Origin of the sequence: Cypionkella sinensis (genome assembly GCF_042646385.1) — a bacterium.
Lineage (GTDB): Bacteria > Pseudomonadota > Alphaproteobacteria > Rhodobacterales > Rhodobacteraceae > Cypionkella > Cypionkella sinensis.
Map to the genome: position 1 here is coordinate 2,241,905 of NZ_JBHRTO010000001.1, position 22,748 is coordinate 2,264,652.

The 22,748-nt window shown below is 58.5% G+C and carries 36 protein-coding genes; 1 reads left to right on the forward strand and 35 read right to left on the reverse strand.

The genetic code is table 11. From position 1 onward, the window contains the following. Positions 1-118: 118 nt before the first annotated feature. The 10 genes from ACFOGH_RS11210 to ACFOGH_RS11255 form a co-directional block, all read right to left on the reverse strand. Positions 119-709: an acyl-homoserine-lactone synthase gene (locus ACFOGH_RS11210; RefSeq protein WP_380073156.1), complete on the reverse strand. Its 591-nt coding sequence runs from the start codon at positions 707-709 to the stop codon at positions 119-121. Between the two features lie 51 nt (positions 710-760). Continuing rightward, positions 761-1,372: an autoinducer binding domain-containing protein gene (locus ACFOGH_RS11215; RefSeq protein WP_380073157.1), complete on the reverse strand. Its 612-nt coding sequence runs from the start codon at positions 1,370-1,372 to the stop codon at positions 761-763. A gap of 235 nt (positions 1,373-1,607) precedes the next feature. Continuing rightward, complete coding sequence (rplQ, locus tag ACFOGH_RS11220; RefSeq protein ID WP_380073158.1) at positions 1,608-2,027, reverse strand: 50S ribosomal protein L17; 420 nt, start codon at positions 2,025-2,027, stop codon at positions 1,608-1,610. A gap of 133 nt (positions 2,028-2,160) precedes the next feature. Further along, complete coding sequence (locus ACFOGH_RS11225) at positions 2,161-3,177, reverse strand: DNA-directed RNA polymerase subunit alpha (RefSeq protein WP_380073159.1); 1,017 nt, start codon at positions 3,175-3,177, stop codon at positions 2,161-2,163. Positions 3,178-3,293: 116 nt separating this feature from the next. Further along, positions 3,294-3,689, reverse strand: a complete 396-nt coding sequence (gene rpsK, locus ACFOGH_RS11230) for a 30S ribosomal protein S11 (protein ID WP_284326643.1) — start codon at positions 3,687-3,689, stop codon at positions 3,294-3,296. Positions 3,690-3,702: 13 nt separating this feature from the next. Continuing rightward, positions 3,703-4,071 (reverse strand): 30S ribosomal protein S13, encoded by a 369-nt coding sequence (gene rpsM / locus ACFOGH_RS11235; protein ID WP_380073160.1) that lies wholly within the window; start codon positions 4,069-4,071, stop codon positions 3,703-3,705. Positions 4,072-4,244: 173 nt separating this feature from the next. Further along, positions 4,245-4,829, reverse strand: a complete 585-nt coding sequence (locus ACFOGH_RS11240; RefSeq protein ID WP_380073161.1) for an adenylate kinase — start codon at positions 4,827-4,829, stop codon at positions 4,245-4,247. A gap of 64 nt (positions 4,830-4,893) precedes the next feature. Then, positions 4,894-6,255, reverse strand: a complete 1,362-nt coding sequence (gene secY, locus ACFOGH_RS11245) for a preprotein translocase subunit SecY (RefSeq protein ID WP_380073162.1) — start codon at positions 6,253-6,255, stop codon at positions 4,894-4,896. 112 nt (positions 6,256-6,367) lie between these two features. Continuing rightward, entirely contained in the window at positions 6,368-6,865 is a 498-nt protein-coding gene (gene rplO / locus ACFOGH_RS11250; RefSeq protein WP_380073163.1) for a 50S ribosomal protein L15, read from the reverse strand. Positions 6,866-7,038: 173 nt separating this feature from the next. Next, entirely contained in the window at positions 7,039-7,290 is a 252-nt protein-coding gene (locus ACFOGH_RS11255; RefSeq protein WP_380073164.1) for a hypothetical protein, read from the reverse strand. Positions 7,291-7,443: 153 nt separating this feature from the next. Here ACFOGH_RS11255 and ACFOGH_RS11260 point away from each other — a divergent pair, with 153 nt between their 5' ends. Further along, positions 7,444-7,947 carry a hypothetical protein gene (locus ACFOGH_RS11260; protein ID WP_380073165.1) on the forward strand — a complete coding sequence of 168 codons (504 nt, stop codon included), beginning with the start codon at positions 7,444-7,446 and terminating at the stop codon, positions 7,945-7,947. 293 nt (positions 7,948-8,240) lie between these two features. Here ACFOGH_RS11260 and rpmD read toward each other — a convergent pair whose 3' ends face one another. The 25 genes from rpmD to rpsL form a co-directional block, all read right to left on the reverse strand. After that, positions 8,241-8,435: a 50S ribosomal protein L30 gene (gene rpmD, locus ACFOGH_RS11265; protein ID WP_380073166.1), complete on the reverse strand. Its 195-nt coding sequence runs from the start codon at positions 8,433-8,435 to the stop codon at positions 8,241-8,243. Between the two features lie 2 nt (positions 8,436-8,437). Then, positions 8,438-9,016, reverse strand: a complete 579-nt coding sequence (gene rpsE, locus ACFOGH_RS11270) for a 30S ribosomal protein S5 (RefSeq protein WP_284326650.1) — start codon at positions 9,014-9,016, stop codon at positions 8,438-8,440. A gap of 11 nt (positions 9,017-9,027) precedes the next feature. Further along, complete coding sequence (gene rplR / locus ACFOGH_RS11275; protein WP_380073167.1) at positions 9,028-9,387, reverse strand: 50S ribosomal protein L18; 360 nt, start codon at positions 9,385-9,387, stop codon at positions 9,028-9,030. A gap of 11 nt (positions 9,388-9,398) precedes the next feature. Then, complete coding sequence (gene rplF / locus ACFOGH_RS11280) at positions 9,399-9,932, reverse strand: 50S ribosomal protein L6 (RefSeq protein ID WP_380073168.1); 534 nt, start codon at positions 9,930-9,932, stop codon at positions 9,399-9,401. A 10-nt stretch (positions 9,933-9,942) separates the two neighbouring features. Then, complete coding sequence (gene rpsH / locus ACFOGH_RS11285; protein ID WP_380073169.1) at positions 9,943-10,341, reverse strand: 30S ribosomal protein S8; 399 nt, start codon at positions 10,339-10,341, stop codon at positions 9,943-9,945. Between the two features lie 12 nt (positions 10,342-10,353). After that, the gene (gene rpsN, locus ACFOGH_RS11290) at positions 10,354-10,659 is read right to left on the reverse strand and encodes a 30S ribosomal protein S14 (protein ID WP_322320306.1); all 306 of its coding nucleotides are present in this window, start codon (positions 10,657-10,659) and stop codon (positions 10,354-10,356) included. 17 nt (positions 10,660-10,676) lie between these two features. Continuing rightward, on the reverse strand, positions 10,677-11,237 hold the full coding sequence (gene rplE, locus ACFOGH_RS11295) for a 50S ribosomal protein L5 (RefSeq protein ID WP_380073170.1): 561 nt from the start codon (positions 11,235-11,237) through the stop codon (positions 10,677-10,679). Continuing rightward, positions 11,237-11,542, reverse strand: coding sequence for a 50S ribosomal protein L24 (gene rplX, locus ACFOGH_RS11300; RefSeq protein ID WP_380073171.1), 306 nt, complete (start codon positions 11,540-11,542; stop codon positions 11,237-11,239). Before rplX ends, rplE begins: the two co-directional genes overlap by 1 nt. Beyond that, on the reverse strand, positions 11,542-11,910 hold the full coding sequence (rplN, locus tag ACFOGH_RS11305; RefSeq protein WP_112311938.1) for a 50S ribosomal protein L14: 369 nt from the start codon (positions 11,908-11,910) through the stop codon (positions 11,542-11,544). Before rplN ends, rplX begins: the two co-directional genes overlap by 1 nt. Positions 11,911-11,980: 70 nt before the next feature. After that, complete coding sequence (gene rpsQ / locus ACFOGH_RS11310; RefSeq protein ID WP_380073172.1) at positions 11,981-12,214, reverse strand: 30S ribosomal protein S17; 234 nt, start codon at positions 12,212-12,214, stop codon at positions 11,981-11,983. Between the two features lie 11 nt (positions 12,215-12,225). Further along, on the reverse strand, positions 12,226-12,429 hold the full coding sequence (gene rpmC / locus ACFOGH_RS11315) for a 50S ribosomal protein L29 (RefSeq protein ID WP_380073173.1): 204 nt from the start codon (positions 12,427-12,429) through the stop codon (positions 12,226-12,228). A gap of 160 nt (positions 12,430-12,589) precedes the next feature. Continuing rightward, entirely contained in the window at positions 12,590-13,108 is a 519-nt protein-coding gene (locus ACFOGH_RS11320) for a hypothetical protein (protein WP_380073174.1), read from the reverse strand. Between the two features lie 243 nt (positions 13,109-13,351). After that, on the reverse strand, positions 13,352-13,765 hold the full coding sequence (gene rplP, locus ACFOGH_RS11325; protein WP_054006322.1) for a 50S ribosomal protein L16: 414 nt from the start codon (positions 13,763-13,765) through the stop codon (positions 13,352-13,354). A 12-nt stretch (positions 13,766-13,777) separates the two neighbouring features. Next, positions 13,778-14,494, reverse strand: a complete 717-nt coding sequence (gene rpsC / locus ACFOGH_RS11330; protein WP_380073175.1) for a 30S ribosomal protein S3 — start codon at positions 14,492-14,494, stop codon at positions 13,778-13,780. Then, on the reverse strand, positions 14,494-14,874 hold the full coding sequence (gene rplV / locus ACFOGH_RS11335) for a 50S ribosomal protein L22 (protein ID WP_380073176.1): 381 nt from the start codon (positions 14,872-14,874) through the stop codon (positions 14,494-14,496). Before rplV ends, rpsC begins: the two co-directional genes overlap by 1 nt. Before the next feature lie 3 nt (positions 14,875-14,877). Further along, positions 14,878-15,156: a 30S ribosomal protein S19 gene (rpsS, locus tag ACFOGH_RS11340; protein WP_322325199.1), complete on the reverse strand. Its 279-nt coding sequence runs from the start codon at positions 15,154-15,156 to the stop codon at positions 14,878-14,880. Positions 15,157-15,159: 3 nt separating this feature from the next. Continuing rightward, on the reverse strand, positions 15,160-15,996 hold the full coding sequence (gene rplB / locus ACFOGH_RS11345; RefSeq protein ID WP_380073177.1) for a 50S ribosomal protein L2: 837 nt from the start codon (positions 15,994-15,996) through the stop codon (positions 15,160-15,162). Between the two features lie 161 nt (positions 15,997-16,157). Next, positions 16,158-16,454 (reverse strand): 50S ribosomal protein L23, encoded by a 297-nt coding sequence (locus ACFOGH_RS11350; RefSeq protein ID WP_380073178.1) that lies wholly within the window; start codon positions 16,452-16,454, stop codon positions 16,158-16,160. Continuing rightward, positions 16,451-17,071 carry a 50S ribosomal protein L4 gene (gene rplD, locus ACFOGH_RS11355; protein WP_380073179.1) on the reverse strand — a complete coding sequence of 207 codons (621 nt, stop codon included), beginning with the start codon at positions 17,069-17,071 and terminating at the stop codon, positions 16,451-16,453. Before rplD ends, ACFOGH_RS11350 begins: the two co-directional genes overlap by 4 nt. Then, positions 17,068-17,784, reverse strand: coding sequence for a 50S ribosomal protein L3 (gene rplC, locus ACFOGH_RS11360; RefSeq protein ID WP_380073180.1), 717 nt, complete (start codon positions 17,782-17,784; stop codon positions 17,068-17,070). The genes rplD and rplC overlap by 4 nt, the downstream gene beginning before the upstream one ends. 15 nt (positions 17,785-17,799) lie before the next feature. After that, positions 17,800-18,108: a 30S ribosomal protein S10 gene (gene rpsJ / locus ACFOGH_RS11365; RefSeq protein WP_054006329.1), complete on the reverse strand. Its 309-nt coding sequence runs from the start codon at positions 18,106-18,108 to the stop codon at positions 17,800-17,802. Between the two features lie 178 nt (positions 18,109-18,286). After that, entirely contained in the window at positions 18,287-19,462 is a 1,176-nt protein-coding gene (gene tuf / locus ACFOGH_RS11370; RefSeq protein WP_380073181.1) for an elongation factor Tu, read from the reverse strand. A gap of 113 nt (positions 19,463-19,575) precedes the next feature. Next, a complete protein-coding gene (gene fusA / locus ACFOGH_RS11375; protein ID WP_380073182.1) occupies positions 19,576-21,702 on the reverse strand; it encodes an elongation factor G in 2,127 nt (708 codons plus the stop codon). A 9-nt stretch (positions 21,703-21,711) separates the two neighbouring features. Beyond that, positions 21,712-22,182, reverse strand: a complete 471-nt coding sequence (gene rpsG / locus ACFOGH_RS11380; RefSeq protein ID WP_380073183.1) for a 30S ribosomal protein S7 — start codon at positions 22,180-22,182, stop codon at positions 21,712-21,714. Between the two features lie 12 nt (positions 22,183-22,194). Next, a complete protein-coding gene (rpsL, locus tag ACFOGH_RS11385; protein WP_054008058.1) occupies positions 22,195-22,566 on the reverse strand; it encodes a 30S ribosomal protein S12 in 372 nt (123 codons plus the stop codon). Positions 22,567-22,748: the final 182 nt, after the last annotated feature.

Here is a 22,748-nt window from a genome sequence, read left to right on the forward strand (position 1 = left end):
TCAGCCAGCATCATATCTTGCATTATCGCGGCAACCCCGTCACCGCGTCCCATTAAGCGCTCGACTTCGAGCAGTTCTGCGGGCGGCCCTGCTCCCCATAGGCCGCCGCAGTTTTCGGTCAGTGCTTGGTCAGGCTGAAATCCATCTCGACCACTTGGTTGTCGATAGCGTCGATATCCATCACCGGGCCCATGGCGCGCATTTTCACGCCGACGCGGTCGGCCCAGCGGGGCCAGGTGGCGGCGAGCAGGGTCAGGCAGTGGGTGGCGCCGAGGCTACGCACGGTTTCGCCAAGCTGCTGGATCAGTTGCGCATGCACGCGGCGGCGGATGGCGGCGGGCACGTCATGGGCAACGAACAGGCGGCTCGATTCCCAGATGTGATCGCCGACCGGGGCTTCATCGGTCAGCAGGTTGGCCGGAATCGTATCCAGCAGGCCGCGCTGCGCGTCGCGGATCATGTAGGAATAGATGCCGCATTTCGCGGTCGTGGGGGTCAGGCGGTTGCCCGCTAGCACCCGGCCCTGATCATCATGGACGACAACCCAGCGGCTGGCCGGAGTGTCATACTGGTCGTATTCCATCCCCAAGGCCTCGGGCAGGTCCCATTTGTTATGCACGATAAACAGCTCGCGCCGTGCGCGAAGCATATTCGCGAACAGTTCTCCATGGTTGTGGAGGTTGGCAAACGAAAGTGTGGTGGTGAGCATGGTGGTCTCCGTTATGTTCAGATGGCAGTCGGAACATCGCGGAGGGGGTTGTCAGATCAGCCGATAATCCTTCGCGCGTTGAATGGCTTCGGCTGTGGTGCGCGCCATCAAACGAATACGCGCCGATGTGACGCGCGCCTTGAGCGCGCTTTCTGATATGCCCAGTTTCGCCGCAGCGGCAGTAAACCGGTCCCCCCCAGCGATACAGCGCAGAGCCTCGATCTGAGCCTTGGTCAGCTCTTCTGGCGGCTCTGTCACGTCATGCAGCCGATGCACGATGGTCGCGATGGCTGCAATTTCATGGTCCTCAAATTCGCGGTCAGAGCGCGCGAATGAGGCGATGGATCGGGATTTGACCGGACCACAGGCGACTGTGGCCCCATAGTTGAGGCCATAACGCGCGGCCTCGGTGAACAGGCCAAACGGGTCTGGCAGGGCAGGATCGCTCCAACGGATGGTGCCCGTGGCACTGAAGCCCCAGGCTACCATTGGATCACGCAAAACGTAGCCTTTTTCGGTGTAGTAGTCGAGCCAGCGCTGGTCATAGGTCTGATACGTGACCAAGGGCGCGGTGAAACGAATATGGAGACCGACGAAGTAACCCGCCGGAGCCATAAGCGAAAGTTGGTGCAACTCGACATCTATACCTAGCTTTACTGACATGTTTTTTCGATCTCTCGATTCATTTACAACTTTAGGCAGTTCACAGGGTGGCTACTATAACGGGATCAGCAACAGCGCGTTTCCTGAATGCTATCAATGAGAAGAAAGCCACCAAAGGAAAGTCCAGATCGGGCGTTACCCACAGCTATCACGATTGACGCTGCGTCAACCTTGGCGGTGGATATGAAAAAACCCGCCGATCAGGGCGGGTTTTTCAGGATCTTGTCGCGCTGGCTTACGCCTCGTAGGCGTCCTCGGCGGCGGTGCGGGCGTGGTCTGCTGCACCTTTCGCGTTCGGGTCACGATCAACGAATTCGATGATCGCCATCGGGGCCATGTCGCCATAGCGGAAGCCAGCCTTCAGCACACGGACATAGCCGCCCTGACGGGTGGCGTAGCGCGGGCCGAGGATTTCAAACAGGCGCGCGGTGTGGATGTCTTGCTTCAGTTGCGCATGAGCCTGACGACGGGCGTGCAGGTCGCCGCGTTTCGCCAAGGTGATCAGCTTTTCGATGATCGGGCGCAGTTCTTTGGCTTTCGGCAGAGTGGTCTTGATCTGCTCGTGTTCAATCAGCGAACCGGCCATGTTGGCGAACATCGCTTTGCGGTGTTCGTGGGTGCGGTTCAGCTTGCGGTAGCCGTGTGAGTGACGCATGGAAATCTCCTATTCGCGTGTTTTGCTTTGTCCGGCAGGGGCTACTTCTGCCCCCGCTCACCTTGGGGTCTTGCGACCCGTGTTTTCCCCGGCGGTCCGGGCATTTCGGGGGGTGTTGCCACCTCCCTTATTCTTAGAACTGGTCTTCGAAACGCTTGGCCAGGTCTTCGATATTCTCCGGCGGCCAGTCTTCGACTTCCATGCCCAGATGCAGGCCCATGCCCGACAGCACTTCCTTGATTTCGTTCAAGGACTTGCGGCCGAAGTTCGGGGTGCGCAGCATCTCGGCTTCGGTTTTCTGGATCAGATCGCCGATGTAGACGATGTTGTCGTTCTTCAGGCAGTTTGCCGAACGCACCGACAATTCCAACTCGTCCACTTTCTTCAGCAGAAGCGGGTTGAATTCGAGGCCGGCATCTTCGACGCCTTTGCCTGCGGCTTCCGGCTCGTCGAAGTTGACGAACACTGCCAGCTGATCTTGCAGAATGCGCGCGGCATAGGCCACAGCGTCTTCCGGGGTCAACGAGCCATCGGTTTCGATGCGCATGGTCAGCTTGTCATAGTCCAGCACCTGACCTTCGCGGGTCGGGGTGACTTCATACGAGACTTTCTTGACCGGCGAATAGATCGCGTCGATCGGGATCAGGCCAATCGGCGCATCTTCCGGGCGGTTCTTGTCAGCGGCAACATAGCCCTTGCCGGTGTTGACAGTCAGTTCCATGAACACATCCGCACCATCGTCGAGGTGGCAGATGACGTGTTCCTTGTTCAGCACTTCGATGCCGTTGGTTTCCGAGATGTCGCCAGCGGTGACAACGCCCGGACCTTTGGCGGAAATCGACAGGCGTTTCGGGCCTTCGACATCCATCTTCAGCGAAACGCCCTTCAGGTTCAGGATGATGTCGGTGACATCTTCGCGCACGCCTGCAACGGAAGAAAACTCGTGCAGGACGTTGTCGATTTGCACCGAGGTGATCGCGCCGCCTTGCAGCGACGACATCAGCACGCGGCGCAGCGCGTTGCCGAGGGTCAGACCGAAACCACGCTCCAGCGGTTCGGCATAGACGGTGGCGGTGCGTTGTGCATCAGCCCCCGGCTTGACGACCAGTTGCGTCGGTTTAATCAGTTCAAGCCAATTTTTGTGGATCATGTGGCCGCCTCCATACTTGTCTCTTGCTCATGTCCGGGTAGCAAGGGACGCCCGAGGTTCAGAAATGACGAAATCGGGCCGCGCGGAATGCGCGCGACCCGACCAATGGTTTTGCCTTAGACGCGGCGGCGCTTCGGCGGACGGCAGCCGTTGTGGGCCAGCGGCGTCACGTCACGGATCGAGGTGACGTTCAGGCCGACAGCAGCCAAAGCGCGCAGAGCCGATTCACGGCCCGAGCCGGGGCCTTGCACTTCGACTTCAACGGTTTTCATGCCGTGTTCCTGCGCTTTGCGGGCTGCATCTTCTGCGGCCATCTGCGCGGCGTAAGGCGTGGATTTCCGCGAGCCTTTGAAGCCCATGGTGCCCGAGGACGACCAGGAAATCGCGTTGCCCTGAACGTCGGAGATCAGGATTTTGGTGTTGTTGAACGAAGAGTTCACGTGAACCACGCCAGCGGCGATGTTCTTGCGTTCTTTTTTCTTCGTGCGGGTCGATTTGGTATCGCGTGCCATTGTGCCCTACCCCTTATTTCTTCTTGCCAGCGATGGCTTTTGCGGGGCCCTTGCGGGTGCGAGCGTTGGTGTGCGTGCGCTGACCGCGGACCGGCAGGCCCTTACGGTGACGCAGGCCACGGTAGCAACCGAGATCCATCAGACGCTTGATGTTCATCGAGGTTTCGCGACGCAGGTCGCCTTCCACGGTGACGTTTGCGTCGATGTATTCGCGGATTGCCAGCACTTCGGCATCCGAAAGCTGGTTGACGCGACGGGCGCGGTCGATGTTCACCGCTGCGCAGATTTGCTCTGCGATATGCGGGCCAACGCCGGTGATATAGGTTAGCGCGATGGGAACCCGTTTCGCGGTCGGGATGTTGACGCCAGCAATACGTGCCAAACGTGTATTCCTTCATGGTTGCGGTTCCGTAGTGCCAGAACCTTTTTTCACAACACCGCCCCGGATGGAGCGATTCGAATCCCACAAATGGGGAGACCCGCAAGCGATTCCGCTGCGGGACGCCGTGCTTTATGGGCTTTTGACCAGAGCGTCAAGGGTAGCGGGCGCAGATTTCACGCTTTGTCAAGAACGGATGCAATTGAGGCCGCAACCGCGTCCATTTCCGCCATGCCGTCAATCTGGCGCAACTGCTGCTTGGCCCAGTAATAGCCAATGAGGGGGGCTGTGTTCTTGTAATACTCGCGCAGGCGGAGTTCGAACACCTCGGGTGTGTCATCGCGGCGCACCGGCAGACCTTGCGCGCGGGCCTCCTCAGCGCGGCGCACGATGCGGCCGACCAAGGCTTCATCATCGACCTGCATCTCGATCACGGCATCCAGGCCCTGCCCTGTCTTTTGCAGCAGTGCGGCCAGGGCATCGGCCTGTTTCAGCGTGCGCGGAAAGCCATCAAAGATAAAGCCGCCGCCCGCCGGACCGGCCAGTTTTTCCTCGATCAGACCGATGACGATCTCATCGGTGACAAGTTGGCCCTTGTCCATCACTTCGGCCACGCGCTTGCCCATTTCGGTGCCCGAGGTCTTGGCCTCGCGCAGCATGTCGCCGGTCGACAGTTGCACCATGGCGCGTTCATCCACCAAGCGCTTGGCTTGGGTGCCTTTACCAGCGCCGGGCGGGCCGAGGAGGATGATATTTGCCATGCTGCACCTTTCTGTCAAAGAAAAGGCCCGGCGGAACGCGCCGGGCCTATCGTCATAGTCCCGTTCAGCGCCGCGCGGGCGGACGGTTTGCCGTGCTGCGCTTCTTGCCACGCAGTTGCGATTTCTCGATCAGGCCTTCGTATTGATGCGCCAACAGATGCGATTGGATCTGGTTGATCGTATCCATCGTCACCGACACCACGATCAGCACCGAGGTGCCGCCGAAGTAGAACGGGATCGAGAACTGGCTGATCAGGATCTCTGGCAGCATGCACACGAGGGCGAGATAGGCAGCCCCCAGCACCAGGATGCGGTTGACCACATAATCCAGATATTCCTCGGTCTTTTTGCCGGGGCGGATGCCGGGGATAAAGCCGTTCTGGTTCTTGAGGTTGTCAGCAACCTCATCGGTTTTGAAGGCGACGTTTGCGGTGTAAAAATACGCAAAGAACACGATCATCACGATGAAGAACGCCAGATACAGCGGCTGGCCATGACCGAACAGCGCCAGAATGGTTGACATCACCGGGCCAGTGTTGGCGCCCGAGAAGGTGGCGATGGTGGTCGGCAACAACAGCAGCGACGAGGCGAAGATCGCCGGGATCACGCCAGCAGGGTTGACCTTGATCGGCAAATGCGACGAGCCGCCATCGTAGATCTTCATGCCGACCTGACGGCGGGGGTATTGGATATGGATCTTGCGCAGGGCGCGCTCCATGAACACCACAAAGGCGATGACGGCCACAACCATCACCAGCACGCCCAGGATCACCGGGGTCGAGATCACACCGGCGCGGCCTTGGCTGAAGAACTGCGCCAATGCATGCGGGATTTCAGCGACGATGCCGGTGAAGATGATCAGCGAGGTGCCGTTACCGATGCCGCGTGCGGTGATCTGCTCACCCAGCCACATCAGGAACATGGTGCCCGCGACCAGAGTGATCACGCAGGAGATCACGAAATACATGCCGGGGGTATGGGCCAGACCGCCCGCCTCGATGGATTTAGCGATGCCGAAGCCTTGCAGGACGGCCAGCCCGACGGTGCCGTAGCGCGTCCACTGGTTCATCTTCTTGCGGCCCTGCTCGCCCTCTTTCTTCATCTGCTCCAGCGCCGGGATCATCGACGCCAGCAACTGAATAATGATCGAGGCCGAAATGTAGGGCATGATGCCAAGCGCGAAGATGCCCATCCGCTTGATCGCACCACCGGTAAACATCGACAACATGCCACCGATGCCCTGCCCCGCGTTATCCATGAAATTGCGCAGCGCGGTGCCGTCAATCCCCGGAACCGGCACATAGGTGCCGAGGCGGTAGACCATCAAAAGACCAATGGTGAAGAAAATCCGGCTACGGAGATCCGTCGCCTTGCCCAGCGTACCCCAGCTGAGGTTCGCGGCCATCTGTTCGGCAGCTGAAGCCATGCCCAGTTCTTTCTGCGTAAGCCCGATATGGGAAGCGCCGCCAAACCGTTTCCGGTCGGCGGCGCGGGAAACTTGAAGCTATGTAAGCGGTCCGGGGACCGCTCACAACCTCTTATTGCGCTTTACGCACCGACTTGCCATGCGGAGCCAAGGTCGGCGCCACAGTCAGGGTGCCACCAGCGGCTGCCACGGCTTCAACAGCAGCAGCGGAAGCGCCGGTCACGCTCAGTTTGACGGCAGTGGTGATCGCGCCCTTGTTCAGGATGCGGATACCGTCGCGCTTGTGGCCGGTCAGGCCTGCGTCAACCAGCATGTCTTCGGTGATCTCGACTTTCGCGTCCAGCTTGCCCAGGCCGATGAATTTCTCGATCAGGCCGAGGTTGATCACCGCGAAACGGTCCTGGTTCGGCTTGTTGAAGCCGCGCTTCGGCAAGCGGCGATACAGCGGCATCTGGCCGCCTTCGTAACCACCGATAGCCACGCCCGAACGCGATTTCTGACCCTTGATACCACGGCCAGCGGTTTTACCCTTGCCCGAACCCGGACCACGCGCGACGCGCTTTTGCTTCTTGGTTGCACCGGGGTTGTCGTGCAGTTCATTCAATTTCATGTCGCATACTCCTATGCCGGAAAGCCCCACCCTGCGACGGGGAGGAGCAACGCGGCTGTTTGTTGATTCTTGTGCCGATAGGTGGGGCACTGGGGGCGTATAGAGGGGATGGGGGTGCGGAGCAAGTGCAGACTTGGTAGCGATTATCAAGCTACAGTGTCGCTGCACTGCGTTCAGCACGTTCCATGGAACAACCAGAACCCACTCATGACTTTCAAGTCAAAGTTGCGCGGAGCCGAACCGCCACAGACCTGAGCGCCAACCATCTTTTTAAGCTCATCCTGCGTCCAATCCATGCCAGCATGGCCGCTGAACTTGCCGCCGCCATCATTGTCAATGCTCAGCTTGTTCCCCGCAGGACTGCTGACACAGCCAGCAAGGATGGCGCAGGTTGCAAGCGTTAAAGCAAATTTCAAGTCGCGCATTACTCGTAACTCCATAACTTCATTGCCTTATGGTTATGAAGCTTGCGACGCCTGTCAAGGATACGTGCCGCTTATCGCATCGTTATCTATGATTGGCTCGACATAGATCCCAAATCCTGCGTATCTGCGAGCTGTTTTGCTCTGGGGGCTGTCATGGCGGTGGATACGAATTACCGGGCGGGGATCAAGCTGCTGTTCAAGAATGAATGGGGCAGCTTGGTCGCGACTTTTGCGCGGTTTGAATATGCGCTGAAGCTGGCGGGGTATCTCAAGTATGAAAAGCCCGGTGCCTCGGCCGAGGCGGGTTGGGCTGGCTTTGCCAGTGATCTCGGCGATGAGTTTCTGGCGCATTGCCGGGGGTTGGCCGAGGTGCAGGTGCTGTTCAACGCGCCGCCCCGGTTGTTGAAGGTCGACCGGGATCGCGCGGTGTCTTGGAAAAAGCCACGGGCGGTGAATTCGGTCGTTGATCTGTTTGCGGTGGCGCAGGATGTGCAGGGTGGTTTGTTCCACGGCGATGCAAAGGTGCATGGCGAGCGGGATGGAGAACGGATCGAGGCGGCTCAGGCAGTGCTGGATGAGGCCTGGGGCTGGGCTTTGAAGGATAAAGCCAACGCGCGGATGGTACGGTTTTGTGAGGCGTTTCGGTTTACGCAATAGGACGGAACCGCTGCCATTTGGCCCGAGCCGAATGAAAACGCTGCGGGGCAGCGTTTTCCGGTGAGTTGCTCGTAAGGCTGGAAGCGGTCGAGCAAGGGGGTGTGTGCGAATCCTAGCGTTTGAAAATCGGGACGCGCCTGACTGGGCGGGCGCGGAAACGCGCCTGCCGGGGGCAGGCAGGCGCGGCCCGATTTGTCTGCGGCCAAATCGGGCAAGATGGCTCGCGATGTTACAAAAGCAAAACGCCCCACCTTTCGGCGGGGCGTTTTTATTTAACCCGAAGGGTGCAGCGATCAGCCGCGCTCTTCGATGATCTGCACAAGATGCGAGATCTTGTTGACCATGCCGCGCACGGAAGGGGTATCTTCCAGCTCGCGGGTGCGGTTCATTTTGTTCAGGCCAAGACCTTTCAGGGTCGCGGTCTGGATGGCCGGGCGGCGGGCAGCCGAAGCCACCTGCTTGACCACGATGGTTTTCTTTGCGGTCATGATCAGGCCTCCACGACTTCAGCAGCGGGCTTGTTCAGGATCTCGGCCACTTTCTTGCCGCGACGAGCAGCAACCTGGCGGGGCGAGGTCTCGGACTTCAGCCCGTCAATGGTGGCGCGGATCATGTTGTAGGGGTTCTGCGAACCGATGGACTTTGCCACCACGTCTTGCAGGCCCAACATCTCGAACACAGCGCGCATCGGACCACCGGCGATGATCCCGGTCCCGGCAACAGCCGTCCGCATCACGACTTTACCGGCGCCATGACGGCCTTCCATGTCGTGGTGCAGGGTGCGTGCGTCTTTCAGCGGCACGCGGATAAGCTGGCGCTTGGCCTGCTCGGTCGCCTTGCGAATCGCTTCCGGAACTTCCTTTGCCTTGCCCTTGCCGAAGCCGACACGGCCTTTCTGATCGCCAACTACGACGAGTGCAGCAAAGCCAAAGCGTTTGCCGCCCTTGACGGTTTTCGACACCCGGTTGATCGCGACCAGACGGTCAGCGAATTCCGGGGTTTCTTCCGGCCGGTTATCGCGACGGTCATTGCCACCACGATTGTCCCGACGGTTTTCACGTTCTGCCATTTTTCAACTCCTCAGAACTGCAATCCACCTTCACGGGCAGCGTCGGCCAAAGCCTTGATCTTACCGTGAAAGAGGAAACCGCCGCGGTCGAAGTAGCACACTTCAACACCGGCCTTTTTGGCCCGCTCGGCGATTGCCGAACCGATTTTGGTCGCTGCTTCGACGTTGTTCTTGCCGACCACACCGAACTCTTTCTCCAACGTGGAGGCCGAGGCGATGGTGACGCCTTTCGCATCGTCGATCAGCTGCACGCTGATGTTCTTGTTCGAGCGGTGAACGGACAGACGCAGGCGCCCATGCGAAGTCGCTTTGATTTTGTTCCGAACGCGCTGACGGCGCTTCAGGAACAGGTCTCTCTTGGTGTTTGCCATGATTGTGTCCCTTACTTCTTCTTGCCTTCTTTGCGGAACACGAACTCGCCCTTATAGCGGATGCCTTTGCCTTTGTAGGGCTCGGGCTTGCGCCATTCGCGGATGTTCGCAGCGACCTGACCAACGAGCTGTTGGTCAATGCCTTCCACAACGATTTCAGTGTTCTTCGGCGAGGTCACGGTGACCCCCTTCGGAACGTCGAAGTTGACTTCATGGCTGTAGCCCAGCGACAGTTTCAAGACATTGCCGGCCATCGCAGCGCGGTAACCCACACCTTGAATTTCCAGCTCTTTCTTGAAGCCTTCGCTGACGCCGATCACCAGGTTTTCAACCATGGACCGCGCCATGCCCCACTGCTGACGTGCGCGCTTGGAAGTGCCACGCGGGGTCACTTTGACAGCGCCTTCGTCGATCGTGAGCGTCACGTCGTCGGTTGCGGTGAAGCTGCGGGTGCCTTTCGGACCTTTGACTTCGATGGTCTGGCCAGAGATGGTCGCAGAAACGCCCTTCACCAAGCCTACGGGTTTTTTGCCGATACGAGACATGCCACCCTCCTCAGAACACGGTGCAAAGCACTTCGCCGCCAACATTGGCTGCGCGCGCATTTGCATCTGACATCACGCCTTTCGGCGTGGAGACGATGGAGATACCGAGGCCGTTGCGGACCGACGGGATTTCCTTGACCGACATGTACACACGACGGCCGGGCTTGGACACGCGCTTGACTTCGCGGATCACAGGCACGCCTTCGAAATACTTCAGGCTGATAACCAGCTCGCCTTGACCGTTGTCGGTCTTGGTGCGCTCGAAACCGCGGATGTAGCCTTCGCTTACGAGCACGTCCAGAACCCAGGCGCGCAGTTTCGAGGCAGGGGTCGACACGGTCGATTTGCCACGCATTTGCGCGTTACGGATACGGGTAAGCATGTCGCCGATAGGATCGTTCATCATCATTTGGCGACCTCCTTACCAGCTCGACTTGACCATGCCGGGGATCTGGCCGAACGAGGCGAGATCACGCAGCATGATGCGCGAGAGTTTGAGCTTGCGATAATACGCATGCGGACGGCCGGTCAGTTGGCAACGGTTGTGCAAACGGACGGCGGACGAGTTGCGGGGCAGCTCTGCCAGTTTGATGGTCGCCTTGAAGCGCTCTTCAACCGGTTTCGCTTGATCGTTGATCACCGCTTTCAGTGCTGCGCGCTTGGAAGCGTGTTGCTTCACCAGCTTTTCGCGCTTCACTTCGCGGTTCACCATGGATTTTTTTGCCATTGTCAGGTTCCTCGCGCTTACGACGTGAAGGGCATGTTGAAATTCTTCAACAGGCTCTTGGCTTCGGCGTCGGTTTTAGCGGTGGTGCAGATGATGATGTCCATGCCCAGCACTTCATCGACTTTGTCGAATTCGATTTCCGGGAACACCAGTTGCTCTTTCAGGCCCATGGCGTAGTTGCCACGGCCATCGAACGAAGTCGGCTTCACGCCGCGGAAGTCGCGGACGCGCGGCAGAGCGATGGTGATCAGACGGTCGAGGAATTCATACATCCGGTCGCCGCGCAGGGTCACTTTGCAGCCAAGCGGCATTTCTTCACGCACGCGGAAGCCAGCGATGCTGTTCTTTGCGTGGGTGATGACAGCCTTCTGACCAGCGATGAGAGTCATCTCTTCGGCGGCTTTCTTGACTTTTTTGGTGTCTTTCACAGCTTCGCCAACACCCATGTTCAACACGATCTTGTCAAGCTTGGGGATCTGCATGTCGTTCTTGTAGCCGAATTCGGCCTTCAGAGCGGCGCGGATCTTGGAGGCGTATTCGGCCTTCAGACGCGGGGTATAGGTGGCTTGGTCGAGCATCAGATCGCCTCCCCGGTGGTTTTGGCGAAACGAACCTTCTTGTCGCCTTCCATGCGGAAGCCAACGCGGGTTGCTTTGCCGTTCTTGTCCAGCAGCGCGAGGTTCGACAGGTCGATCGGCATTGCCTTGGCAATACGGCCACCCTGCGAGGTTTGCGACTGTTTGGTGTGACGGGTTGCGACGTTCACGCCATCAACCACGGCTTTGTTGGCGGTCGGGTTCACGGACGAAATCTCGCCCTTCTGCCCTTTGTCCTTGCCAGCAAGCACGACGACGGTGTCGCCCTTTTTCAGCTTAGCAGCCATCAGAGCACCTCCGGAGCCAGCGAGATGATTTTCATGAAGTTCTTCGCGCGCAGTTCACGCACAACCGGCCCGAAGATACGCGTGCCGACCGGTTCGCCCTGGTTGTTCAGGATGACGGCCGCATTGCGGTCAAAACGGATGGCGGTGCCATCTTCACGGAAAACTTCTTTGGCAGTGCGCACGACAACGGCTTTACGCACGTCGCCCTTTTTGACACGGCCTTTCGGAATCGCTTCCTTGACCGACACCACGATGATGTCGCCCACGGATGCATAGCGGCGATGCGAGCCGCCCAGAACCTTGATGCACTGAACCCGGCGAGCGCCGGAGTTATCAGCAACATCCAGATTGGTCTGCATCTGGATCATTTGGTTTCTCCCGACCTTTGGGCATCATTGCCCAGGGTTTCGTATTCAGTAAAAAGACAAAGGTTGCCGCTTATGCAGCGACAACCACCGTCCAGCGTTTGGTCTTCGAGATCGGCGCACATTCTTCGATGCGAACGGTATCGCCGGTCTTGTAGGTGTTGTGTTCGTCATGTGCGCGGTACTTTTTCGATTTGCGCACGGTCTTTTGCAGCAGCGGGTGCTTGAAGCGGCGTTCCACCAGAACGGTGATGGTTTGCTCGTTCTTGTCCGAGGTCACGACGCCTTGCAGGATACGTTTCGGCATGGGTCTACTCCTCAGTTCGCAGCCGCTTGCGCGGCTTTCTGGTTCAGCACGGTCATGATACGGGCGACGTCACGACGGACGGCACGCATACGCGAGGTGTTTTCCAGTTGGTTGGTCGCAGCCTGGAAGCGCAGGTTGAACGCTTCTTTCTTCAGCGACACCAGCTGCTCGCGCAGCTGCTCGGGCGATTTGCCCAGAAGTTCCTTGGCGGTCATGCGCCTATCCTTTTCTCAATCACCAGAGCGCCCCAGCCTTGTGGCAAGGTCACGCTGAACCCGGTGGATCAATGTAAAACCACCGATTCCGAGTCGCCTCGGAGCCGTGGATGGCTGCGTATAGGGGATGGGGGGAGATAGGGCAAGGGGGATTGTTGCCTTAACTTATTGACACGTTGCCGATCACAGTTCCAACCGCATGGTCGCGTATCTGCGCCAAGATTTGACCACAGACCGTCCAATACACCGCTAAGTCTTGCAAGGCTAAGTTGCTTAGATCATCAGCGCCGCCCAGATACAGAGGTATTCTGTATCCTACGCATTGCACCCGGTCAGGCACCGTTCCGCCTGATGCCAGCCAATCTTGGAAGAAGCCATAGCTGACAGCGGCATCCGGAAACTCGACGAGTTCTTGCTTATGAAAAGCCGTATAGTCGCAAGGAATTTCAACTGCTTCCCCCGTCCCAGGTTCTAACAGCAATATCTGGGGCTCGCCGTCTATGATTCTTGCATTGTCCTGCGCAAATTGACGCCCGAGCCAATCAGAAGCGAAGCATCTTATTCGGGCCGCTAGTTGCGGGAAGGCCTCCGCTGCAAGGGCGGTGAATGGTTCAATGTCCTCAGGACGATGCAGGCGATAAGCACCGCCTAATATCATTTCATATTGTGCGAGAACCATTGGCGAAACCTCTACAAATTTTGAGACAGTTTCTGGCCGTTCACCGCAACTGCTCGGCAATCCACATCTTGGATGCATCGCCTCTTACTCCAACCGATCCACACTATGTTGGCACTTCATGTCAAAAAAGCAAAACCCCCGCTGTTTCCAGCGGGGGTTTCTTTATTCTGAACCGGGTGGCGACCCGCGTGTTTCTAGCGAAACCCGCTACACCGCACTTGTTTTGCGCCTAAGCGCAAAACCTTACCAGTCTTCGCGGGCTACGACGCGGGTCGTGACCGGAAGTTTCATCGCGCCCAGACGCAGGGCTTCACGGGCGATGATCTCGGACACGCCGTCGATCTCGAACATGATGCGGCCCGGTTTGACCTTGGCTGCCCAGTAGTCGGTCGAGCCTTTACCTTTACCCATCCGAACTTCGGTCGGCTTGGACGAGACCGGAACATCCGGGAAAATCCGGATCCAGACGCGGCCCTGGCGTTTCATGTGGCGGGTGATCGCGCGGCGGGCCGCTTCGATCTGACGGGCCGTCACACGCTCTGGCTCGGTGGCTTTCAGCGCAAAGGAGCCGAAGTTCAGCAGGAAGCCGCCCTTCGCTTCGCCGTGGATACGGCCTTTGTGCTGCTTGCGGAACTTAGTCCGTTTTGGTTGCAACATCTGTCTTCTCCCTTACGCGCGTTCGCGGTCGCGGCGAGGCGAACGCGGTGCTGCACCTTCTTGCGCTTCGGCAAGACGGCGATCATGGGCTTGCGGATCATGCTCGAGGATTTCGCCTTTGAAGATCCAGACCTTCACCCCGATGATGCCATAGGCGGTCGAGGCTTCGGACAGAGCATAGTCGATGTCAGCGCGCAGGGTGTGCAACGGCACACGGCCTTCACGATACCATTCGGTGCGTGCAATCTCGGCACCGCCCAGACGGCCGCCGACGTTGACACGGATACCCAAGGCACCCAGACGCATTGCGTTCTGCACGCCACGCTTCATGGCGCGACGGAAGGAAACGCGACGTTCCATTTGCTGAGCGATCGATTCAGCAACCAGTTGCGCATCAACTTCGGGCTTGCGCACTTCGACGATGTTCAGGTGAACATCCGACTTGGTGAACGCCGTCAGTTTCTTGCGCAGGGTTTCGATATCAGCGCCTTTTTTGCCGATGATCACACCCGGACGTGCAGTGTGAATGGTCACACGGCATTTCTTGTGCGGACGCTCGATGATCACGCGCGACACGCCAGCCTGCTTGCACTCTTCATGCACGAAAGCGCGCATCTTGAGGTCTTCCAGCAGCAGGTTGCCGTAGTCTTTCGACTCTGCAAACCAGCGGCTGTCCCAGGTGCGGTTGACCTGAAGACGCATACCGATCGGATTGACCTTCTGACCCATTATGCGGACTCCCCGGTGGTGCGGACCTTGATGGTGATCTCAGAGAACGGCTTCATGATCTTGCCGAAACGTCCACGTGCCCGCGGACGGCCACGCTTCATCACGAGGTTCTTGCCAACCCATGCTTCGGCCACGATCAGGCTGTCCACGTCGAGGTTGTGGTTGTTTTCTGCGTTGGCGATGGCCGACTGCAGGCACTTCTTCACGTCACCCGCGATGCGGCGCTTCGAGAAGGTCAAATCGGCCAGAGCCTTTTCAACTTTCTTGCCGCGGATCAGACCGGCGACGAGGTTCAGTTTTTGCGGCGAGGTACGCAGCATCCGGCTGATCGCCATCGCTTCGTTGTCCGCCACGCGACGGGGGTTCTTTTCCGTGCTCATGGCTTATTTCCTCTTGGCTTTTTTGTCGGCAGCATGGCCGTAATAGGTCCGGGTCGGCGAATATTCACCAAACTTCTGACCAATCATTTCTTCGGTCACAGCAACCGGGATGTGCTTTTTGCCGTTATAGACAGCAAAAGTCAGCCCGACGAACTGCGGCAGAATCGTGGAACGACGCGACCAGATCTTGATCACTTCGTTCTTGCCCGAGGCTTTCGCGGTCTCTGCCTTTTTCAAGACATAACCGTCGACGAACGGGCCCTTCCAAATAGAACGTGCCATTTATCAGCGCCCTTTCTTCGCGTTACGCGACCGGACAATCAGCTTGTCCGAAGCCTTGGCCTTACGGGTCTTGTTACCCTTGGTGCCTTTACCCCACGGCGTCACCGGGTGACGGCCGCCCGAGGTCCGACCTTCACCACCACCATGCGGGTGGTCGATCGGGTTCATAGCCACACCGCGCACGGTCGGGCGAACGCCCTTGTGACGCATACGGCCTGCTTTACCGAAGTTCTGGTTCGAGTTGTCGGGGTTCGACACGGCACCGATGGTCGCCATGCATTCCTGACGCACCAGACGCAGTTCACCCGAAGACAAACGGATCTGCGCATAACCACCGTCACGACCCACGAACTGAGCGTAGGTGCCTGCAGCGCGGGCCAACTGGCCGCCCTTGCCGGCTTTCAGCTCGACGTTGTGAACGATCGTCCCGATCGGCATGCCCGAGAACGGCATGGCGTTGCCCGGCTTCACGTCGGTCTTGGCACCTGCGACAACCGAGTCGCCGATGGCCAAGCGCTGCGGCGCCAGGATGTAGGAGAGTTCGCCATCCGCATAGCGGATCAAAGCGATGAAGGCGGTACGGTTCGGATCGTATTCGATCCGCTCAACGACCGCTGCAATATCGAATTTACGACGTTTGAAATCCACAACGCGGTAAAGACGCTTTGCGCCCCCGCCCTTGTGCCACATCGTAACACGTCCGGTGTTGTTCCGGCCACCAGTCTTGGTCAAACCCTCAGTGAGAGATTTGACCGGACGGCCTTTCCACAGCTCCGAACGGTCGATCAGAACCAACCCGCGTTGGCCAGGCGTCGTCGGCTTATACGACTTAAGTGCCATGCTTTCTGTCTTCCGTCAGCTAATGGGTCTTATGCAAGACCCAAGGTTATAGGGCTCCGTAGATCCCCGAGGTATGGCCAGCATTGGTAGGATCGCCGCAGGCCGATTCGTCAAAAATCCACGGCCCCGGAGAACCGGGGCCGCGAGATTCGTCGCCAATATCAGAGGCCGGTGGAAACGTCGATAGAGTTTCCGGCTTCCAGCGTGACATAGGCTTTCTTCTTGTCCGAACGCTCGCCTGCGCGACCGCGGAACTTCTTGGCCTTGCCCTTGGTGATCGTGGTGTTGACCGCTTTCACCTTGACCGAGAAGATGTTCTCGACAGCTTCTTTGATCTGAGGCTTGGTTGCATCCATGGCGACCTGGAACACGAAAGCGTTGTTTTCCTGAGCCATGGTGGCTTTTTCAGTGATCACAGGCTTTTTGATCAGGTCGTAGTGCTGGGGTTTAATGCTCATTTCAGACGAGCCTCCAAAGCTTCGACACCTGCTTTGGTGATCACCAGGGTGTCACGTTTCAGGATGTCATAGACGTTTGCGCCCATCGTCGGCAGCACGTCCACGCCTTCGAGGTTGCGAGCAGCCAGCGCGAAATTCGCGTCAACGCTTGCGCCGTCGATGATCAGAACGCGTTTCCAGCCGAGTTCCGAAGCGTGCTTGGCCAGGGTTGCGGTCTTGGCTTCGGCCATCGTGGCCGCATCCAGGATCACCAGCTCGCCTGCTTTTGCCTTTGCAGACAAAGCATGACGCAGACCCAGCGCGCGGAACTTCTTCGGCAGATCATGTGCGTGCGAACGCGAGATCGGGCCTTTGACCACGCCACCGTGACGGAAGATCGGGGCTTTCTTGGAACCGTGACGGGCGCCGCCGGTGCCTTTTTGCTTATAGATCTTCTTGGTCGAGTAGGACACTTCGGCGCGGGTCAGCGTCGAGTGGGTGCCTGCCTGCATACGGGCGCGCTGCCAACGGACGACACGGTGCAGAACGTCTGCGCGCGGGTCGAGGCCGAACAGGGCTTCGTCGAGGTCGATGGTGCCAGCTTTGCCGCCATCAAGTTTGATCACGTCAAGTTTCATGCTTCACCTCCTTCAACAGCAGCAGGTGCAGCCGCAGCAGCCGAACGAATGGCAGCAGGCAGAGGCAGACCAGCCGGAGCCGCTTTCTTCACGGCGTCCTTGATGGTGACCCAACCGCCTTTGGTGCCGGGGACCGAGCCTTTGATCATCAGGATACCACGCTCGGCATCCGTGCGGACGACCTGCAGGTTCTGGGTGGTGCAGCGCACAGCGCCCATGTGACCAGCCATTTTCTTGCCTTTGAACACTTTGCCCGGATCCTGGCACTGGCCGGTGGAGCCGTGCGAACGGTGCGAAACCGACACACCGTGCGAAGCCCGCAGACCGCCGAAGTTGTGACGCTTCATGGCACCCTGAAAGCCTTTACCGTTGGTCGTCCCAGCGATATCGACGAACTGGCCTGCCAGATAGTGATCAGCGGTGATTTCAGCGCCGACTTCGATCAGATTGGCGGGCGAGACGCGGAATTCCGCGATCTTGCGCTTCGGCTCGACCGAGGCCTTGGCGAAGTGGCCGCGCATGGCAGCAGTGGTGCGCTTGGCTTTCGCCAAACCTGCACCGAGCTGAACGGCGGTGTAGCCATCCTTGTCAACGGTGCGCTGAGCGACAACTTGCAGGTTGTCGAGTTGCAGAACGGTCACCGGAACTTGGGTGCCATTCTCGAGGAACAGCCGGGTCATGCCCAGCTTTTTAGCGATAACGCCAGAACGCATGTTATCTATCTCCCCTTACACTTTGATCTCGACGTCCACGCCAGCGGCGAGGTCGAGCTTCATCAGCGCGTCAACGGTCTGGGGGGTCGGATCAACTATGTCGAGAAGACGCTTGTGCGTGCGGATTTCCCACTGGTCGCGCGACTTTTTGTCGATGTGCGGACCACGGAGAACCGTGAATTTCTCAATTTTGTTCGGCAGCGGAATCGGACCGCGCACAGTGGCGCCGGTGCGTTTCGCGGTGCTTACGATTTCTGCGGTGCTGGCGTCCAGCACGCGGTAATCGAAGGCTTTCAACCGAATACGGATGGTTTGACCTTGCATATGTTCTTCCTTCTGAACGTAGGCGGGGCAAAAGGCCCGGCCCATAGGTTCACGTTGTTTGGGTAGTCTGGTCGTGGGTAGTCTGGTCTTGAAAGTCAGCGGCGCACCCCGAAAGGTGCGCCGCTGGGTGGTCCCTTATAGGGCGCGGTCCCCTTTGAAAAGGGGATTCGCGCACTATTTACTTGATGATTTTCGACACGACGCCTGCGCCGACGGTGCGGCCGCCTTCGCGGATGGCGAAGCGCAGTTTTTCTTCCATTGCGATCGGGGCGATCAGTTCGACGTTGAACTTCAGGTTGTCGCCCGGCATCACCATTTCGGTGCCAGCCGGCAGCTCAACCGTGCCGGTCACGTCGGTGGTGCGGAAGTAGAATTGCGGACGGTAGTTCGCGAAGAACGGGGTGTGACGACCGCCTTCTTCCTTGGTCAGAATGTAGGCTTCTGCCTCGAACTTGGTGTGCGGGTTCACCGATTTCGGCTTGCACAGCACTTGGCCGCGCTCAACGCCTTCACGGTCGATACCGCGCAGCAGCACGCCGACGTTGTCGCCTGCTTCACCACGATCCAGCAGCTTGCGGAACATCTCGACGCCGGTGCAGACCGACTTCTTGGTGTCACGGATGCCAACGATTTCAACTTCGTCGCCGACGTTGATCACGCCGCGCTCGATACGACCGGTCACAACCGTGCCACGGCCCGAGATCGAGAACACGTCTTCGATCGGCATCAGGAACGGCTGGTCCACAGCGCGTGCCGGGGTCGGGATGTAGCTGTCAACGGCAGCCATCAGCGCGCGGATAGAATCCTCGCCGATGTCTTTACGCTCGCCGATCATGGCTTGGTGGGCCGAGCCCTTGATGATCGGAATGTCGTCGCCCGGGTATTCGTAGGACGAGAACAGCTCGCGCAGTTCCATTTCCACCAGTTCGATCAGCTCTTCGTCGTCCACCAGATCGACCTTGTTCATGTAGCAGACCATGTAGGGGATACCCACCTGGCGGCCGAGCAGGATGTGCTCGCGGGTCTGCGGCATCGGGCCGTCCGAAGCGGCGCAAACCAGAATAGCGCCGTCCATCTGTGCCGCACCGGTGATCATGTTCTTCACATAGTCAGCGTGGCCGGGGCAGTCGACGTGGGCGTAGTGGCGGTTTTCGGTTTCATATTCGACGTGCGCGGTCGAAATCGTGATCCCACGTGCACGCTCTTCCGGCGCGCCGTCGATTTGGTCGTAGGCGCGGAATTCACCAAAATACTTGGTGATCGCTGCCGTCAGAGTGGTCTTGCCGTGGTCAACGTGGCCAATCGTGCCGATGTTGACGTGCGGTTTGTTCCGTTCAAACTTTGCCTTTGCCATGATGGCCTCCTGTTCAGGTCGGATGCGGTGGGGCAAAACCCCACCCTACGAGTGGTAGGGCGGGCCACTCGGGTTTTGCGAGCAAAACCCGAGCCTTAGGCCCGCCGCACCGGTTATGCGTATTTCTTCTGGATCTCGTCCGAGATGTTCTGCGGAACGGCGTCGTAGTGGTCGAACTCCATCGAGAACACAGCGCGACCCGAGGTCATCGAGCGCAGGGTGTTGATGTAGCCGAACATGTTGGCCAGCGGAACCATGGCGGCGATGACGTTCGCGTTGCCGCGGCTGTCTTGGCCGTTGATCATGCCCCGACGCGAGGTCAGGTCGCCGATGACGCCGCCGGTGTATTCTTCCGGGGTGACGACTTCGACTTTCATGATCGGTTCCAGCAGTTTCGCGCCGGCTTTCTTCAGACCGTCACGCATTGCTGCGCGCGAGGCGATTTCAAAGGCCAGAACCGAGGAGTCGACGTCGTGGAAAGCACCGTCGATCAGAGCGACTTTGAAGTCGATAACCGGGAAGCCTGCCAGCGGGCCCGAATCCATCACGGATTTGATGCCTTTTTCAACGCCGGGGATGTATTCCTTCGGAACAGCACCGCCCACGATCTTGGATTCGAACGAATAGCCTTCGCCCGGTTCCGTCGGCGAGATCACCAGTTTCACGCGCGCGAACTGACCCGTACCACCGGTCTGTTTCTTGTGCGTGTAGTCGATCTCATGCTCGCGCGAGATGGTCTCGCGGTAAGCCACCTGCGGCGCACCGATGTTCGCCTCGACCTTGAACTCGCGACGCATACGGTCGACGAGGATGTCGAGGTGAAGTTCGCCCATGCCCTTCATGATGGTCTGGCCGGACTCAAGGTCAGTTTCCACACGGAAGGACGGGTCTTCAGCCGCCAGACGTGCCAAAGCGATGCCCATTTTCTCTTGGTCAGCTTTGGTTTTCGGCTCGACCGCGATCTCGATAACCGGGACCGGGAAGGTCATGGTTTCCAAGACAACCGGGTTTGCCGGATCGCAGAGCGTGTCGCCCGTGGTGGTCTCTTTCAAGCCGCCCAGAGCGATGATGTCGCCTGCGAAAGCTTCGGAAATTTCTTCCCGTTCAATCGCGTGCATCATCATCATACGGCCAACGCGCTCGCGGCGCTCTTTGGTCGCGTTCATCATCGCATCGCCCTTGGCCAGCTTGCCCGAATAAATCCGGGTGAAGGTCAAGGAACCCACGAAGGGGTCGTTCATGATCTTGAACGCCAGCGCCGAGAACGGCTGCGCATCATCGGCCGAACGGGCGATGTTACGGGTTTCGGTCTCGTCACCCGGAGCGAAGCCCATATAGGGCGGCACGTCCAAAGGCGAAGGCAGATAGTCGATCACGGCGTTCAGCAAAGGCTGCACGCCTTTGTTCTTGAACGACGAACCAGCCATAACCGGAACGAAATCAATCGCCAGAGTGCCCTTGCGGATCAGCGCGCGCAGCGTGTCAACGTCGGGCTCGTTGCCTTCCAGATAGGCTTCCATCGCGGCGTCGTCTTGACCCACGGCGGTTTCGATCAGGTTCAGACGCCATTCGTCAGCGGCATCCTTCAGCTCTGCGCGGATCGGTTGGCGACGCCAGGACGCGCCCAGATCTTCGCCCTCGTAGACCCATTCTTCCATGGTCACGAGATCGACAATGCCTTCCAGCTTGTCTTCAGCGCCAATCGGCAGAACGATCGGCATCGCATTCGCGCCGGTGCGGTCTTTGATCATTTTGACGCAGTTCATGAAGTCTGCGCCGGTCTTGTCCATCTTGTTGACGAAGACGATACGCGGAACCTTGTAGCGGTCAGCCTGACGCCACACGGTTTCGGTCTGCGGCTCAACACCTGCGTTGCCGTCCAGCAGAACGACAGCACCATCGAGAACGGCCAGCGAGCGTTCAACTTCAATGGTGAAGTCAACGTGTCCGGGGGTGTCGATGATGTTGAAACGGTATTTCGAAGCCTTGTCGCCAAGACCCGCAGACGAATCGATCTGACGGTTCCAGAACGTGGTCGTGGCAGCCGAAGTGATGGTGATGCCGCGCTCTTGTTCTTGCTCCATCCAGTCCATCGTGGCGGCGCCGTCATGGACTTCGCCGATCTTGTGGGACTTGCCGGTGTAGTAAAGAATACGCTCGGACGTGGTGGTTTTGCCCGCGTCAATGTGGGCAATGATACCAAAGTTCCGATAGCGTTCGAGTGGGTAGTCGCGTGCCATGATAATCCCTTACCAGCGGTAGTGGCTGAATGCTTTGTTCGCATCCGCCATCTTGTGGGTATCTTCGCGTTTCTTAACAGCCGTACCACGGTTGTTCACAGCATCCGACAATTCTGCAGCCAGACGCTCTTCCATGGTGTTTTCGTTACGCTTGCGCGCAGCGATGATCAGCCAACGGATTGCCAGCGCTTCGCGGCGCTCGGTGCGGACTTCAACCGGAACCTGGTAGGTTGCACCACCGACGCGGCGCGAGCGCACTTCGACGGAGGGTTTCACATTTTCCAGCGCTTCATGGAAGCACTCGATCGGCTGACGCTTCAGACGAGTCTGAACCCGATCCAGCGCGCCGTAAACAATCGATTCCGCGACGGACTTTTTGCCGTCGAGCATCAGATTGTTCATGAATTTGGTCAGAACCCGATCGCCATACTTGGCATCAGGCAGAATCTCGCGTTTTTCAGCGGCGTGACGACGTGACATCTATTTATCTCCTCACTTCGGACGCTTGGCGCCGTATTTCGACCGGCGTTGACGACGTTCTTTGACGCCCTGGGTATCCAGAACACCGCGAAGGATGTGGTAACGCACACCCGGCAAGTCTTTGATACGACCGCCGCGGATCAGAACCACAGAGTGTTCCTGAAGGTTGTGCTTTTCACCGGGGATATAGCAGATCACTTCGAACGAGTTGGTCAGACGCACCTTGGCGACTTTCCGCATAGCCGAGTTCGGCTTTTTCGGAGTGGTGGTGTAAACGCGGGTGCAAACCCCACGCTTTTGCGGGCAAGATTCCAAGTGCTGCGACTTGGACTTGCGGACGTTCGGCTCCCGCGGTTTGCGGATAAGCTGTTGAATAGTCGGCATTCAGCTACCTCGTGTTGCCCCATGCTAGGGACTTGTCAATACTCGCCCCGGTGTGCGGGACACTGCTTCTCGACGCCTTTTTGTGCAGATCACAAAAAGATAAAACCGCAAACGACACCCAGAAGGGGCGTTGCGGTGGAATTCCAGAGGATCGAGGTGTGAACCCGGATCATGACCACATC